Source organism: Pseudomonas sp. A214 (assembly GCF_900156295.1).
Taxonomy (GTDB): Bacteria; Pseudomonadota; Gammaproteobacteria; order Pseudomonadales; family Pseudomonadaceae; genus Aquipseudomonas; species Aquipseudomonas rhizophila.
The window spans coordinates 128,949-143,765 of record NZ_LT707062.1; the positions used below are offsets into that span (position 1 = coordinate 128,949).

Genomic DNA, 14,817 nt, shown 5'->3' on the forward strand with positions numbered 1-14,817 from the left:
GTGAAAATCCTCTAACTTTTAACCTTCACCGTTCGCGTTGTCGGCGTCTTTCGGCGCCATACGACCGCGAAAATCAATCAGGCTGTCGACGATGGCCAGGACCACCAGCAACGGATAGATCAGCTGCATGAACAGCAACAACGTGACGTACAACCCCACCAGCCAGAACCTGGCCAGTCGCTTTTGCGCCACCAGCCCGTGAATCAGGGCCAGAGCGGCAAATACCAGCGGTACACTGCACAACGGCGTGAGCATGGCCATCTGCGGACCGAAGTTCGGCCCCAGAAGCATGCCCGCCAGCAGCAACATCGCCAGCCCAAGCGGGAAACGGATGGCGCGAAATTCGCGACCAAAACCACCCGGGTTGTACAACAACGCCTGCCAGTAGCGCCCGATAATCAGGCTCAGCACACTGACGATTTGTAACAAGGCCGCAATCAGGCCGGTCAGGACCGGTGCGATCAGGGACGCGAAACGCGCTTGCTCCTCTACCGACATCTGCTGGTAGAGATCACCGAGGGCCTCGGGCAGGATTTTTATCAAAGCCTGCGACAGCATCTCGATCTGGGGCGCGAAAGCCACCCCGAGCACCACTGAAAACACCACTCCCATCGCTATGCTGACCAGCAGCACGCGGTTCCAGGATTCGCTTGCGCGCAACACCAACGCCAGCGCCGAAGACCCCAGCAGCACCATCAGTGCCCGCGGGTCAGCGGAATACAACCACCAGAGCAAAGCCGGCAGCAGTCCCAGAGCAAGAACGCCAAGGGCGTCCTTCAATCCGCGCCGCAGGAGTACAAGACTCACCGCGGCAGCACCCAACCAATACAACAACGGCAATGCCGCGCATCCAGCCACTACCAGAGTGGCCTGCATACGACCGCGCATGATGAACTCAGCTAAGGCGCGCATGCATTCAATCCTTTGCTACGTGTCGACTGCCCGGTCTCAGCGGCCGTGGCTGTCGGTGTAGGCCAGCAGGGCCAGGAAGCGGGCGCGCTTGATAGCGGTGGCCAGCTGACGCTGATAACGAGCTTTGGTACCGGTGATACGGCTTGGAACGATTTTGCCGGTCTCGGATACGTAGGCTTTCAGAGTGTTGAGATCTTTGTAATCGATCTCTTTCACGTCTTCAGCGGTGAAGCGGCAGAATTTACGACGACGGAAGAAACGTGCCATGTGATTGGCTCCTTAAAAGGTCCGTGGATTACTCGTCAGCGTTATCGCTGTTGTCGCTGTCGCTATCGCTGTCATCGCCATCGGCGCTGTCAGAGTGCTCAGGACGGTCGCGACGCTCACGGCGCTCACTGCGGTTTTCTTCAGCCTTGAGCATCTCGGATTGGCCGGTGACGGCTTCTTCGCGACGGATGACCAGGTTACGGATCACTGCATCGTTGTAGCGGAAGTTGTCTTCCAGCTCGGCCAGGGCCTTGCCGGTGCATTCAACGTTCAGCATCACGTAGTGAGCCTTGTGAACATTGTTGATTGCATAGGCCAGTTGACGACGGCCCCAATCTTCCAGACGGTGGATTTTGCCGCCGTCTTCTTCGATCAGCTTGGTGTAACGCTCAACCATGCCGCCGACTTGCTCGCTTTGATCCGGGTGGACCAAAAAGATGATTTCGTAATGACGCATGAATGCTCCTTACGGGTTGTAGCCTGCCGCTCAAAAACGGTCAGACAAGGAGTGAATGACACTTATGGACTTGTGGACGCTAGACACATAAGTGCCTGCCATCACAGCAAGGGGCGCAATTGTAGAGAAGGGCCGAGGGCGGCGCAAGGTGATTGGTGATTATTTGAACAACCACCAATCCTTACCCACACAAACCAATGTGGGAGCGAGCCTGCTCGCGATGAGGGCGCTCCATTCAACATTTGCGTTGAACGGCACTCCGCTATCGCGAGCAGGCTCGCTCCCAAAGGAATACAACTGGATCAGGACTTCTTGGCGGCCGCAGCAGCCTTGACGCTACGCTGGCGCTGAGCCTCGAACAGACACACGCCGGTCGCGACCGAAACGTTGAGGCTGCTGACACTGCCGGCCATCGGCAGCTTGACCAGGTAGTCGCAATGCTCGCGGGTCAGGCGCCGCATGCCCTTGCCTTCGGCCCCCATGATCAGGATCGTCGGGCCCGTCAGGTCCTGGTCATAAATGCTGACCTCGGCCTCGCCCGCCGTGCCGACCACCCACAGGCCACGCTGCTGGAGTTTCTCCAGGGTACGCGCCAGATTGGTCACGGCCACCAACGGGATAACTTCCGCCGCGCCACAGGCGACTTTACGCACCACCGGCGTCAACGTCGCCGACTTGTCTTTAGGTACGATCACCGCCAATGCACCCGCCGCATCGGCCGAGCGCAGGCAAGCGCCAAGGTTGTGAGGATCGGTCACGCCATCCAGTACCAGCAACAATGGCGCGCCTTCGGTGCGATCGAGCAACTCGTCGAGCATCGCCTCGCCCCAGACCTGGCTCGGGCTGACCTCAGCCACCACCCCCTGGTGCACACCTTCAACCCAGGCGTCCATTTCCCGCCGTTCAGCCTGGCCGACCGCTACGCGATTCTCGCCAGCCAGCTCGATCAGGGTCTGGACCCGCGGATCACTGCGGCCTTCCGCCAGCCAGATCTGCTTGACCCGCTTGGGATGGTGACGCAGCAATGCTTCCACGGCATGCACACCGTAGATTTTTTCCAACTGACTCATGACTTGGCCTTGGGTTTACGCGCCCCGCCGCTCTTGGCTGGGGCCGAGCCCGCTTTCGGCGGGCCTTTACGGTGTTTGCTCGGCTTGCCGGTCGCCTTGTCCGGCGCCGACCGTCCGGTCTTTCCCCCAGACGCCGCTTTACCGCCGCTCTTGGCTTCGGCGAGCAACGCCTGTTTCATCTCACGACTTTTGCGCAGCTCGGCGTTTTTTGCCGCCGCATCGCTTGGGCGATAGGCTTCGACGGCCTTTTCCTTGGCCGGGCCGCGACGCCCGGACTTGGCCGCAGCAGGCTCGGCGGCGGTCTTGGCCGCAGGCGCAGAAGTTTCAGTGCCGCGCTTCTTGCGGCCAATCGGCGCGCTGATGGTTTTTTCCGCCATCTCGAAGTCGATCTTGCGCTCGTCGAGATCAACGCGCATGACCCGCACTTCGACCGTATCGCCAAGACGGAAGCTGCGGCCGGTGCGCTCACCCGCCAAGCGGTGATGCACGGGGTCGAAGTGGTAGTAATCGCCCGGCAGCGCGGTGACGTGCACCAGGCCTTCGACGTAGATGTCGGTCAGCTCGACGAACAGGCCAAAACCGGTCACGGCAGTGATCACGCCCGGGAACGACTCACCCACGCGATCCTTCATGAACTCGCACTTGAGCCAGTTCACTACGTCACGAGTCGCTTCATCGGCACGGCGCTCGCTCATTGAGCACTGCTCGCCGAGTTGTTCCAGGGCCGCCTCGTCGTAGGGGTAGATGCGCGCCTTGGGAATGGTCATCGCACCGGCACGTTTGACGTGCGGGGTGTCCATCTTCGAGTGGATCACGCTGCGGATCGCCCGATGCGTGAGCAAGTCAGGGTAACGACGGATCGGCGACGTAAAGTGGGTATAAGCTTCGTAATTCAGGCCGAAGTGGCCCTGGTTATCGGCGCTGTATACCGCCTGGCTCAACGAGCGCAGCATCACGGTCTGGATCAGGTGGAAATCCGGACGATCCTTGATACTGGCCAGCAGGGCCTGGTAATCCTTGGGCGACGGACCGTCCTTGCCTTTGTGCAAGGACAGGCCGAGCTCACCGAGGAAGGCCCGCAGTTTTTCCAGGCGCTCCGGCGGCGGGCCATCGTGGACCCGGTACAGCGCAGGAATCTCGTGCTTCTTCAGGAACTCAGCAGTGGCGACGTTGGCGGCCAGCATGCATTCCTCGATCAGCTTGTGGGCATCGTTGCGCACCGTCGGACGAATCTCGGCGATCTTGCGCTCGGAGCCGAAGATGATCCGGGTTTCCTGAGTTTCGAAATCGATCGCGCCACGCACGTGACGGGCCGCCAGCAGCACTTTGTAGAGCGAGTACAGCTCTTTGAGATGCGGCACGACATCGGTGTATTCGCCACGAAGCTTGCGCGATTCGGCAAGTTTCGGGGTTTCCAGCATCGCGCTGACCTTGTTGTAGGTCAGACGGGCGTGGGAATGGATCACCGCCTCGTAGAAGCAGTAGTCGGTCATCTCGCCGGATTTGGAGATGGTCATCTCGCAAACCATGGCCAGGCGATCGACGTGAGGATTGAGCGAGCACAAGCCGTTGGACAGTTGCTCTGGGAGCATCGGTACGACGCGCTCGGGGAAATACACCGAGTTGCCGCGCACCTGGGCTTCGGCGTCCAACGCCGAGCCGAGTTTCACGTAGCTGGAAACATCGGCAATCGCCACGTACAGCTTCCAGCCGCCGGAGAACAGGCGCAGCTTGCCAGGCTTGGCTTCGCAGTAGACCGCGTCGTCGAAGTCCCGGGCGTCTTCGCCATCGATGGTGACGAACGGCAGGTGACGCAGGTCGATGCGCTTCTCTTTGTCTTTCTCTTCGACTTCCGGTTTGAGCTTGGCGGCTTCTTTCAGGACCGCTTCGGGCCAGACGTGGGGAATGTCGTAGGTGCGCAAGGCAACATCGATTTCCATGCCTGGGGCCATGTAGTTGCCGACCACTTCCACCACATCGCCCTGGGGCTGGAAGCGCGGGGTTGGCCAGTGGGTGATTTTCACCTCGACGAACTGACCGACCTTGGCGTTGGCATTGCGGCCCGGGGTGACCAGCACTTCCTGCTGGATCTTCGGGTTGTCGGCGACAACAAAGCCGATGCCACCTTCTTCAAAGTAACGGCCGACGATGCTTTCGTGGGCACGGGACACTACTTCGACGATCACGCCTTCACGGCGGCCGCGGCGGTCCAGGCCGGAAACCCGGGCCAAAGCCCGGTCACCGTCAAACACCAGACGCATCTGCGCCGGGCTCATGAACAGGTCGTCGCTGCCGTCGTCCGGGATCAGGAAGCCGAAACCGTCACGGTGACCGGCGATGCGGCCCAGGATCAGGTCAAGCTTGTCCACGGGCGCATAGGTGCCGCGCCGGGTGTAGATCAACTGCGCATCGCGCTCCATGGCGCGCAGACGGCGGCGCAGGGCTTCGAGCTGGTCTTCGGTGGTCAGACCGAACTCTTCGACCAGTTGCTCGCGGCTAGCAGGCGAACCCCGATCGGCGAGATGCGCCAGGATCAGTTCGCGGCTAGGAATAGGGTTTTCGTATTTTTCCGCTTCACGAGCGGCCTCGGGATCGAGGGACTGCCAATCGGCCATTAGAGAGTTTTCACCTTGTCTATATGCGGGTTAGTTTGGCATAGGCGTAATGAAACGGGAAATTTCAAGCATCCAATGCCTTTTTCTGAAGCCTTTTGACCCCTCTTGAAGCCCGGAAATGCACCGCTCGTGAAATTTAGCGGTTTTTTTCTCGTGAGGGGTTTACAGTTAAAAACACGCTCCGTATAGTGCGCGCCATCGACGACGCACACACGTTGCCGATACTGCCCAGATGGTGAAATTGGTAGACACGCCAGCTTCAGGTGCTGGTGACCGCAAGGTCGTGGAAGTTCGAGTCTTCTTCTGGGCACCAATTTCGAGCGACAGATCAATGATCTGCCAGCTCCCCAAAAACCCGCGAAAGCGGGTTTTTGCATTTTCGGCCCCTGGAATCCGACTGGTAATTACTAAAACAAAAACAGGGGTTTACAGATCAAAACTCGCTCCGTATAGTGCGCCACATCGACAGCGGCAACGCTGAAGATGCTGCCCAGATGGTGAAATTGGTAGACACGCCAGCTTCAGGTGCTGGTGACCGCAAGGTCGTGGAAGTTCGAGTCTTCTTCTGGGCACCAATTCAAGCTTCAAGGTTACGGCCTTGAACTCACAAAAACCCGCGAAAGCGGGTTTTTGCGTTTCTGGGGTTGGCGATTTATTGGCTGACGACAAGATGCCTCTGAGCCACTGAAACCGCTATCGCGAGCAGGCTCGCTCCCACACGGGATCTCCAGCGCTCACAGATACTCTGTTCACAGTGGATCAATGTGGGAGCGAGCCTGCTCGCGATGAGGCCAGCCCATCAAGCCCGGAACTGCCCCAGGCTCGCCTTCAACTGCGCCGCCAGACTATCCAATACCTTGCCACTGGCCGTGGTCTCGACCACAGCCTGAGCCGCTTTCTCGGCCTGGGCGTGAATGGTTTCCACCCGCCCACGCACCGCTTGCGCACCTTGCGCCTGGTGAGCCGCCGCTTGCGTGGCCAGACCGATGGCCGCATGCACCTGCTCTACAGAGGTCTGTACCGACTGCTGCAAGCGCGCGCTGTCACGCAACACCAACAACCCCTCACTGGCCTGACGCCCGGCCTGGCCGATGGCAGCCACCGCCTCGCGAGCGCCCTGCTGCAGCGCGACGATATGCGCCTGGATGTCGCCGGTCGAACTCTGGGTCTTGCTTGCCAGCGCCCGCACCTCGTCGGCAACCACTGCGAACCCACGCCCGGTTTCCCCGGCCCGCGCCGCTTCGATGGCCGCGTTCAAGGCCAGCAGGTTGGTTTGCTCGGCAATGCCGTGAATGACCGTGAGCACCACTTCGATCTGCTCGCTCTGTTGCGCCAGCCGCTCGATGACTTTTGCCCCCGTATCGACCTGCCCTGCCAGCGCTTCGATCAAACCACCGACCTTGGCCGAGGTTCGGGTGTTTTCGTCGGTAGCCTTGCGAATCTCCACCACCTGCTGCAAGGCAGCCTGCATCGCCTGGCTTTCCGATTGCGCTTCATCGGCCATCTGCGACAGCGCCCGCAAGCTCTCGGCCACTTCATCACGCTGCATTCCGGCCGCCGCATCGGCACCGGAGTTACGCAAGGTCATTGCACCGATTTCCACACCGGTGCGCTGGGCCACATCCCCCGCCTCTCGCACGATGGGCTGCAACTTATCCACAAAACGATTGACCGCCGAGGCCATCTCGCCGATTTCGTCCTTGCTGCTGATTTGCACGCGCTTGGTCAGGTCGCCCTCACCCGCCGCCAGATCGTTCATCGCGGCAATCAACAGTTTCAAACGATTGACCACTCGCCGCCCCAACACCACCGCCAGCAGCACCAGCACGCCAAACCCCACCAGCGCTAGACCCAGGCCGATCCGCCAGCGCAAAGTGCCCGCAGCGTCCTGTACGGTGGTGGCGGTGTTGGCCTGCATTTGCGTCGCGGTGGACTGAGCCGACTCCAGGCGCCCGCGCATTGCCGTGGCGCTGTCGGCTGCCGCCCCCTTGAGGCTATCACCCACCAACTGGTCACCACTGGCGATCAAGGCCGAGAAGCGCTGGTCCAACGCCTCCAGGTCAGCTTCAACGGAGGCCGTGGAAACGCCCATCAACACCTTGCCGATCTCTACGCCGTTGGGGTTGATCGAGGCCTCAAGGTAATACACCGAAGGGTCGTTCTTCGCCGCGTCCAACACCTTGTCCAGCGCCCGGTCGCCCTGGCCTTTCTCCAACAAAGCCTTGTTGATCGGGTTCTCCCGATTCAGGTAGCGAGTCAGGTGCTGGCCGGTGGCGTCGTCATAAATGACGAAGAGTACGTTGGGATTGCGCTGGGCCCGACGGGCAAACTCGGAGAGCGCAGGCACGTCGCTGTCCCACATGGCGCGGGGCGCAACCGAAGCCAGGAGTTGCGCCATATCATTGGCAGAGTCCTTGAGCGATTTTTCCAGCGTCGCCCGCAACTGTGCCTGCTCATCCTTCAGTCGCGCAGATAAACCGGCGGTGAGGCGCTGACGAGTGCTGGCAGACAAGCTGTCCAGGCTCGACGTGACTTCACGCCCGGCCTGCTCCAGTTCGCCAGACAACTTCTGGCTGTCGCCGCCGAGCCGCGCCTCCAGATCAGCCTCCAGCGCAGTGACCGTGCTTCGCGTCAGCGCGACAGCGACCAGCACCTGCACCAAAAGGGCGACACCAAGAGTAACGAACACAGGCCGCAACAGGCGGCTTTGTAACAATGAGAGAACGGCCGACACAGGGAATCCCTCTACTAACGCCATTAATTTGATGGCACTTCACAAGAAGCACTTATTATTCATGGTGTATAGCAAGTGTCGTGCCGTCTGGCAGGCAGAAACGACAAAGGACCCAAACGAGGGTCCTTTGTGTTTTACATCAACGGCTTATCAGGCAAACGGGTGACGCAGAACGATGGTTTCGTTGCGGTCCGGCCCCGTCGAAATAATGTCGATCGGTGCACCGACCAACTCTTCGACGCGCTTGATGTAATTGCGAGCCGCTACTGGCAGCTCTTCCAGGGTCTTGGCACCCACGGTCGACTCAGTCCAGCCTGGCATCTGCTCGTATACCGGCTCCAGACCGATGTAGCTGTCAGCGTCAGTCGGTGCGTCGATGACCGCGCCGTCCTGATTCTTGTAGCCCACGCAGATGTTGATGGTTTCCAGGCCGTCCAGTACGTCCAGCTTGGTCAGGCACAGGCCCGAGATACTGTTGACGTCGATGGCGCGACGCAGGATGACGGCATCGAACCAGCCGCAACGACGGGCACGGCCAGTGGTGGCGCCGAACTCATGGCCACGCTTGGCCAGGAACGCACCAACATCATCGAACAGCTCGGTCGGGAACGGACCCGAACCGACGCGAGTGGTGTATGCCTTGGTAATACCGAGGATGTAATCCAGGTACATCGGGCCGAAACCCGAGCCGGTGGCGATGCCGCCGGCAGTGGTGTTGGAGCTGGTGACGTACGGGTAGGTACCATGGTCGATGTCCAGCAGCGACCCCTGGGCACCTTCGAACATGATGTCCTTGCCAGCGCGACGCAGCTCGTGCAGCTCGGCAGTGACGTCGAGCATCATCGGCTTGAGCAGCTCGGCGTACTCCATGCATTCATCCAGGGTCTTCTGGAAGTCGATGGCCGGCTCTTTGTAGTAATTGACCAGAACGAAGTTGTGGTAGTCCAGCAACTCGCCCAGCTTGGCGGCGAAGCGCTCACGGTGAAACAGGTCACCGATGCGCAGGCCACGACGGGCCACCTTGTCTTCGTAGGCCGGGCCGATGCCGCGACCGGTGGTGCCAATCTTCAGCTCGCCACGGGCCTTTTCGCGGGCCTGGTCCAGCGCAACGTGATAGGACAGGATCAGCGGGCAGGACGGGCTGATACGCAGGCGCTCGCGCACCGGTACGCCTTTCTCTTCCAGCTTGATGATTTCCCGCAACAAGGCGTCAGGGGCAACCACCACCCCGTTGCCGATCAGGCACTGCACGCCTTCGCGCAACACGCCCGACGGAATCAGGTGCAGTACGGTTTTCTCACCGTCGATCACCAAGGTGTGACCTGCGTTGTGGCCACCCTGGTAGCGCACTACGGCGGCAGCATGTTCGGTCAGCAGATCAACGATCTTGCCTTTGCCCTCATCACCCCACTGGGTGCCCAGGACTACGACATTCTTACCCATAACACTTGTCCTCATTCGCGCAAACTTGGTGCCGGCCGCGGCCGGCAGGAAAACTCAAGAAGCCAGCGGCAATACTTGCCAAAGCCCGTTCTGCTGAATCAATTGCCGGTCGCAGTCCGCTTCACGGGCGGCGGCCAAAGGCTGCCCAGGCAAGGCCTGGACGACACGCTGACCCTCACTGCGCAACTGGCAGACCGTCTGCCAGAGTGCTGCATCCGTACTGTCAGGCATCCAGATACCGCCAGACGGTAGCTCGACTTCAGCACGCCCCAGGGTCACCAGGGTTTTCAAATCGGTAGAGAAGCCGGTCGCCGGACGGGCACGACCGAAGTCGGCGCCAATATCATCGTATCGACCGCCCTGAGCGATGGACTGGCCAACCCCCGGCACGAACACCGCGAACACCACACCGGTGTGGTAGTGATAACCGCGCAGTTCACCCAGGTCGAAGTACAGCGGCAACTCGGGGAAACGCACCGACAGTCGCTCGGCAATCGCCAGCAAATCGTCCAGTGCCGCGAGCACCGGCGCCGGCGCATGGGCCAGCCGCTCGCGGGCAGCGGCCAGCACTTCGCGACCGCCGCACAGATCCACCAGCGCCCGCAACATGCCGGACAGATCGGCCGGCAGGCCTTCGGTCAGACTGATCACTTCATCGATGGCCTTGCGCTGCAAGGCATCGAACAACTGCTGCTCCACTTCGCCGGACAAACCGGCCGCACGCGCCAGGCCACGATAGATGCCAACGTGGCCCAGGTCCATGTGGACATCCGGTACGTCGGCCAGTTGCAGCATGGCAAGCATCAGGCTGATGACTTCCACGTCGCTGCTCGGGCTCGCATCGCCATACAACTCGGCACCCAGCTGGATCGGACTGCGCGAAGACGACAGGGCGCGCGGCTGGGCGTGCAGCACACTGCCGGCATAGCACAGACGGCTCGGACCTTCACGACGCAGGGTGTGGGCGTCGATACGCGCCACTTGCGGCGTGATGTCGGCACGAAAGCCCATCTGCCGGCCCGACTGCGGGTCGATAACCTTGAAGGTGCGCAGATCCAGGTCCTGGCCCGCGCCGGTCAGCAGGGATTCCAGGTACTCGATATGCGGGGTAACGACGAATTCGTAACCCCAGCTCTGGAACAGATCCAACACCTGCCGACGCGCTACTTCAATACGCGCAGCTTCCGGTGGCAGTACTTCTTCGATGCCATCTGGCAGCAGCCAGCGGTCTACCGTTGCCATTACGCCATTCCCCTATGGTCCGGGCGGCCAGCCCTCGGGCAAGCCTTGAGTGAAGCAGAAAGTGCCCGCCACATGCGCAAACCCCGCGCATGAGCAACGTGACGAATGGCCTGTAGTCGGCCTCGCCAAGCACTTTCCTCGAAAAACCTGTCGAGCCGTTCAACCCGACGCCTGCAACAAAAACCGCAATCGAACGTGCAGACGCAAAAAAGCCGGGAATTTCCCGGCTGCCGCATCATACACACGTTTTCCCAAAGGATCACCCCGCCCGACGCTTTAGCCGCCGGGCGGAGTGCTTCAGGTCAACGTCGCATCAAGGCTTGGACTTTTCCAGGTACTGGAAGAAGTCGCTGCTTGGGTCAAGGACCAGGACGTCGGATTTGTCCGCAAAGCTTTCACGGTAGGCACGCAGGCTACGGTAGAACGCGTAGAACTCCTGATCCTGACCATAGGCCTTGGCGTAGATCGCAGCGGCCTGGGCATCACCGTCACCGCGCAGCTCTTCCGATTCACGGTAGGCTTCGGCCAGCAATACGCGACGCTGACGATCGGCGTCGGCACGGATGCCTTCAGCCAGCTCGTTACCCTTGGCGCGGTGCTCGCGAGCTTCACGCTCACGCTCGGTGCTCATCCGCTCGAACACACTGCGGTTCACTTCCTTGGGCAGGTCGATGGCCTTGACCCGGACATCGACAACTTCGATACCCAGCTCTTTTTCCGCCATCGCGTTCAGCGAACGAGTGATGTCGGCCATGAGCGCATCACGCTCACCAGACACGACTTCATGCAGCGTACGCTTACCGAACTGGTCACGCAGGCCCGACTCAAGACGACGGGACAGACGCTCGTCGGCAATCTGCTTGAGACCGGAAGTCGCGGTGTAGAAGCGCTCGGCATCTTTCACGCGCCACTTGGCGTAGGCGTCCACCATCACGGCTTTCTTTTCCAGCGTCAGGAAGCGTTGTGTCGGTGCATCCAGTGTCATCAGGCGGGCATCGAACTTACGCACCTTGTTGACGTACGGCACTTTCACATGCAGGCCCGGCTGGACATCCGCCTGGACCACGCGACCGAATTGCAGCAACACCGCACGCTCGGTCTGAGCCACGATGTAGAAGCAGTTCCAGGCAGCGATCGCCACGACGACACCGACAATAAGGGCGATCAGCGATTTATTGCTCATCAGCGACTCTCCCTGGTACGTGCTTGCTGTTGCTGCTGCTCCGCCGCCGCGCGGGCATTGGCTTCATTGCTGGCCGCTGCCGTGCTGGACGGTGGCGTGCCGGTTTTACGACCGCCTTCGACCATCTTGTCCAGCGGCAAGTACAGCAGATTGCTCTGGCCGTTCTTGTTGCCGGTCACGAGGACCTTGCTGGTGTTGCTGAAGACTTCCTGCATGGTGTCCAGGTACAGACGCTCGCGGGTGACTTCAGGCGCCTTGCGATACTCGCTCACCAGTTTGGTGAAGCGATCCGCCTCACCCTTGGCGCGGGAGACCACTTCGTCGCGGTAACCGTTGGCATCTTCAATGATGCGCTGGGCCTGACCACGGGCTTCCGGCACGACGCCGTTGGCGTAGGTCTCGGCCTGGTTGCGCGAACGCTGCTCGTCTTCACGGGCACGGATCACGTCATCGAAGGCTTCCTGGACTTCACGCGGTGCCGCTGCGCTCTGAACGTTGACCTGGGTAACGGTGATACCGGTGCGATAGGTATCGAGGAACCTTTGCAGGCGCTCCTTGATTTCGCTGGCCATCAACTCACGACCTTCAGTCAGCACCTGGTCCATGGCGGTAGAGCCCACCACATGACGCAAGGCACTTTCAGTGGCGTGCTGCAGGCTGATTTCCGGTTGGTCGACGTTCAGTACGAAGTCTTGCAGATTGGAAATCTTGTATTGCACGGTCAGCGGCACTTCGACGATGTTCTCGTCTTCGGTGAGCATCTGGCCCTGCTTGGTATAGGCACGCTCACGCGTGACGTTTTCCATGAACTTCTTGTCGATCGGCGGGAAATAGATGTTCAGACCCGGACCGACAGTCTCGTAGTACTTGCCGAAGCGCAGCACCACGGCCTGCTCCTGCTCGTCCACGACATATACCGCGCTGTACAGCCAGACAGCCGCGAGCACGACGAGACCAATGCCGAGCAGGCCATAACCGCCACCCTTGCCCGAACGGCCACCACCATCGTCACCGCGTTTCTTACCACCACCGAACAAACCGTTCAGGCTTTCCTGCAGCTTTCGGAAGGCCTCGTCGAGATCCGGTGGCCCCTTGCGGTCGCCGTTGTTACGACGTTTTCCACCCCAGGGATCCTGATTATTCGAGTTGCCACCCGGCTCATTCCAAGCCATAGCGCTCTCCATCTGATAAAGCAAAGACGCACCCACGGCGCGCCGACCAATGCTACAGAATGCCTGACACAGCTTTCTCAGGCTTTTATTGCAAAGTGTGTTGCTCGATGAATTCCATCGGCTGCAGCCCTTCGCGACTGACCAGTCGATTGAGCTCCGTCCGAGGCAGGCGAACCGCCAGCAGGCAGACGCCTTCTTCGTCGTGTTCTTCTTTCTGCACCGCTCCGAGCTCAAAGAACTGGGCCCGCAGCCGAGCGAAACGTTGCGGCAACTTCAGCGTGCCAACAAACAAGTCGTTGCCCAGCAGCTCCGCCACGGCCTGCTTGAGCAGGTCGAGGCCGGAGCCGTCGCGGGCCGATAACCAGACCCGCTGCGGTTTGCCATCGGCATCACGCTGGATCTGCGGCTCCACGCCTTCGAGCAAATCGAGTTTGTTGTATACCTCGAGGATCGGCAAGTCCTGGGCTCCGATCTCGCCCAGCACCACCATGACCTGCTCGATCTGCAGCATCCGGTCCGGCTCGGCGGCATCGATCACGTGCAGCAGCAGGTCGGAGTTGCTCGACTCTTCGAGCGTAGCCCGGAAAGCCTCCACCAGCTTATGCGGCAAATGCCGAATGAAGCCCACGGTGTCGGCCAGCACAATCGGCCCGAGGTCGTCCAGATCGAGCCGGCGCAGGGTCGGATCGAGCGTGGCGAACAACTGGTCGGCGGCGTAGACATCGGACTGGGTCACGTTATTGAACAGCGTCGATTTGCCGGCGTTGGTGTAACCCACCAATGAAACCGTCGGGATATCAGCACGCTTGCGGCCACGCCGGGATTGCTCGCGCTGGCTGCGGACCTTTTCCAGACGCCCCTTGATCTGGCGCAGGCGAACCCGCAGCAGGCGCCGGTCGGTTTCCAGCTGGGTCTCACCCGGACCGCGCAGACCGATCCCCCCCTTCTGCCGCTCAAGGTGGGTCCAGCCACGAACCAGGCGCGTACTCATGTGCTCAAGCTGGGCCAGTTCGACCTGGAGCTTGCCTTCATGGGTACGGGCGCGTTGGGCGAAGATATCGAGAATCAACCCCGTCCGGTCGATCACGCGACACTCGAACACACGCTCGAGGTTACGCTCCTGACTGGGCGTGAGGATGTGATTGAAAATCACCAGGTCGACCTGCTCGGTTTTGACCAGGTCGCGCAATTCCTCGACCTTGCCGCTACCTATCAGGTATTTGGCGGTTGGCCGATGACGCGGCACGTTAAAAAACGCGACGGTCTCGGCGCCGGCCGAAAGTGCCAATTCCTGAAACTCCTGCGGATCTTCGCGCGCCTCAGGGTCTTGTCCATCCAAGTGAACGAGAATGGCCCGCTCACCCCCACCGTGGCGCTCAAAGAACAAAGGAGACTCCTATCAAGCGTTACCCGGTTCAGCGTCACCGGCTTCGGATTCGGTTGCGCTAGGCAGACGAATCGCACGCACAGGCACTACTGTCGAGATCGCGTGCTTGTAGACCATCTGGCTGACGGTGTTTTTCAACAGGATGACGAACTGGTCGAAAGACTCGATATGGCCTTGCAGTTTGATCCCGTTGACCAGATAGATGGACACCCCAACTTTCTCTTTACGTAAAGTGTTCAAGTAAGGGTCTTGTAGCGAATGCCCTTTTGACATGTGCCGCACTCCTTTAAGGATCAATAATTAAAATCGGAATCAGATGGCTTGGGCCGTCACAC

General features: G+C 60.4%; 12 protein-coding genes and 2 tRNA genes. 2 read left to right on the forward strand and 12 right to left on the reverse strand.

Annotated elements, in window-relative coordinates:
• Window positions 1-18: 18 nt before the first annotated feature.
• From BW979_RS00555 to rnr, 5 genes are all read right to left on the reverse strand, one after another.
• Window positions 19-912, reverse strand: coding sequence for a hypothetical protein (locus BW979_RS00555; protein ID WP_047227318.1), 894 nt, complete (start codon window positions 910-912; stop codon window positions 19-21).
• 36 nt (window positions 913-948) lie between these two features.
• On the reverse strand, window positions 949-1,179 hold the full coding sequence (gene rpsR / locus BW979_RS00560) for a 30S ribosomal protein S18 (RefSeq protein ID WP_002551829.1): 231 nt from the start codon (window positions 1,177-1,179) through the stop codon (window positions 949-951).
• Window positions 1,180-1,207: 28 nt separating this feature from the next.
• Window positions 1,208-1,636, reverse strand: coding sequence for a 30S ribosomal protein S6 (gene rpsF / locus BW979_RS00565; protein ID WP_003186395.1), 429 nt, complete (start codon window positions 1,634-1,636; stop codon window positions 1,208-1,210).
• 302 nt (window positions 1,637-1,938) lie between these two features.
• Window positions 1,939-2,706: a 23S rRNA (guanosine(2251)-2'-O)-methyltransferase RlmB gene (gene rlmB, locus BW979_RS00570; protein ID WP_047227317.1), complete on the reverse strand. Its 768-nt coding sequence runs from the start codon at window positions 2,704-2,706 to the stop codon at window positions 1,939-1,941.
• Window positions 2,703-5,321 (reverse strand): ribonuclease R, encoded by a 2,619-nt coding sequence (gene rnr, locus BW979_RS00575; protein WP_047227316.1) that lies wholly within the window; start codon window positions 5,319-5,321, stop codon window positions 2,703-2,705. Before rnr ends, rlmB begins: the two co-directional genes overlap by 4 nt.
• A gap of 226 nt (window positions 5,322-5,547) precedes the next feature.
• Between rnr and BW979_RS00580 the strand changes: the two genes are divergently transcribed.
• A tRNA-Leu gene (locus BW979_RS00580) sits at window positions 5,548-5,634 on the forward strand.
• 175 nt (window positions 5,635-5,809) lie between these two features.
• Window positions 5,810-5,896: transfer RNA gene (locus BW979_RS00585), tRNA-Leu, on the forward strand.
• 224 nt (window positions 5,897-6,120) lie between these two features.
• Here the strand turns inward: BW979_RS00585 and BW979_RS00590 are convergent.
• The 7 genes from BW979_RS00590 to hfq form a co-directional block, all read right to left on the reverse strand.
• Window positions 6,121-8,055 carry a methyl-accepting chemotaxis protein gene (locus tag BW979_RS00590; RefSeq protein ID WP_047227315.1) on the reverse strand — a complete coding sequence of 645 codons (1,935 nt, stop codon included), beginning with the start codon at window positions 8,053-8,055 and terminating at the stop codon, window positions 6,121-6,123.
• Window positions 8,056-8,205: 150 nt separating this feature from the next.
• On the reverse strand, window positions 8,206-9,498 hold the full coding sequence (locus BW979_RS00595) for an adenylosuccinate synthase (RefSeq protein ID WP_003186407.1): 1,293 nt from the start codon (window positions 9,496-9,498) through the stop codon (window positions 8,206-8,208).
• A 54-nt stretch (window positions 9,499-9,552) separates the two neighbouring features.
• Window positions 9,553-10,740 (reverse strand): ATP phosphoribosyltransferase regulatory subunit, encoded by a 1,188-nt coding sequence (locus BW979_RS00600; protein WP_047227314.1) that lies wholly within the window; start codon window positions 10,738-10,740, stop codon window positions 9,553-9,555.
• 313 nt (window positions 10,741-11,053) lie between these two features.
• Window positions 11,054-11,923, reverse strand: coding sequence for a protease modulator HflC (gene hflC / locus BW979_RS00605; protein WP_047227313.1), 870 nt, complete (start codon window positions 11,921-11,923; stop codon window positions 11,054-11,056).
• Window positions 11,923-13,095, reverse strand: a complete 1,173-nt coding sequence (hflK, locus tag BW979_RS00610) for an FtsH protease activity modulator HflK (RefSeq protein WP_047227312.1) — start codon at window positions 13,093-13,095, stop codon at window positions 11,923-11,925. Before hflK ends, hflC begins: the two co-directional genes overlap by 1 nt.
• Window positions 13,096-13,180: 85 nt before the next feature.
• Window positions 13,181-14,482 carry a ribosome rescue GTPase HflX gene (gene hflX, locus BW979_RS00615; RefSeq protein ID WP_047227311.1) on the reverse strand — a complete coding sequence of 434 codons (1,302 nt, stop codon included), beginning with the start codon at window positions 14,480-14,482 and terminating at the stop codon, window positions 13,181-13,183.
• A 12-nt stretch (window positions 14,483-14,494) separates the two neighbouring features.
• Entirely contained in the window at window positions 14,495-14,755 is a 261-nt protein-coding gene (gene hfq, locus BW979_RS00620) for an RNA chaperone Hfq (protein ID WP_047227310.1), read from the reverse strand.
• Window positions 14,756-14,817: the final 62 nt, after the last annotated feature.

Excerpts from the sequence above, each read along its gene's own strand:
- BW979_RS00555 (WP_047227318.1), bottom strand. The coding sequence starts at position 912 with ATGCGCGCCTTAGCTGAGTTCATCATGCGCGGTCGTATGCAGGCCACT.
- rpsR (WP_002551829.1), bottom strand. The coding sequence starts at position 1,179 with ATGGCACGTTTCTTCCGTCGTCGTAAATTCTGCCGCTTCACCGCTGAA.
- rpsF (WP_003186395.1), bottom strand. The coding sequence starts at position 1,636 with ATGCGTCATTACGAAATCATCTTTTTGGTCCACCCGGATCAAAGCGAG.
- rlmB (WP_047227317.1), bottom strand. The coding sequence starts at position 2,706 with ATGAGTCAGTTGGAAAAAATCTACGGTGTGCATGCCGTGGAAGCATTG.
- rnr (WP_047227316.1), bottom strand. The coding sequence starts at position 5,321 with ATGGCCGATTGGCAGTCCCTCGATCCCGAGGCCGCTCGTGAAGCGGAA.
- BW979_RS00595 (WP_003186407.1), bottom strand. The coding sequence starts at position 9,498 with ATGGGTAAGAATGTCGTAGTCCTGGGCACCCAGTGGGGTGATGAGGGC.
- BW979_RS00600 (WP_047227314.1), bottom strand. The coding sequence starts at position 10,740 with ATGGCAACGGTAGACCGCTGGCTGCTGCCAGATGGCATCGAAGAAGTA.
- hflC (WP_047227313.1), bottom strand. The coding sequence starts at position 11,923 with ATGAGCAATAAATCGCTGATCGCCCTTATTGTCGGTGTCGTCGTGGCG.
- hflK (WP_047227312.1), bottom strand. The coding sequence starts at position 13,095 with ATGGCTTGGAATGAGCCGGGTGGCAACTCGAATAATCAGGATCCCTGG.
- hfq (WP_047227310.1), bottom strand. The coding sequence starts at position 14,755 with ATGTCAAAAGGGCATTCGCTACAAGACCCTTACTTGAACACTTTACGT.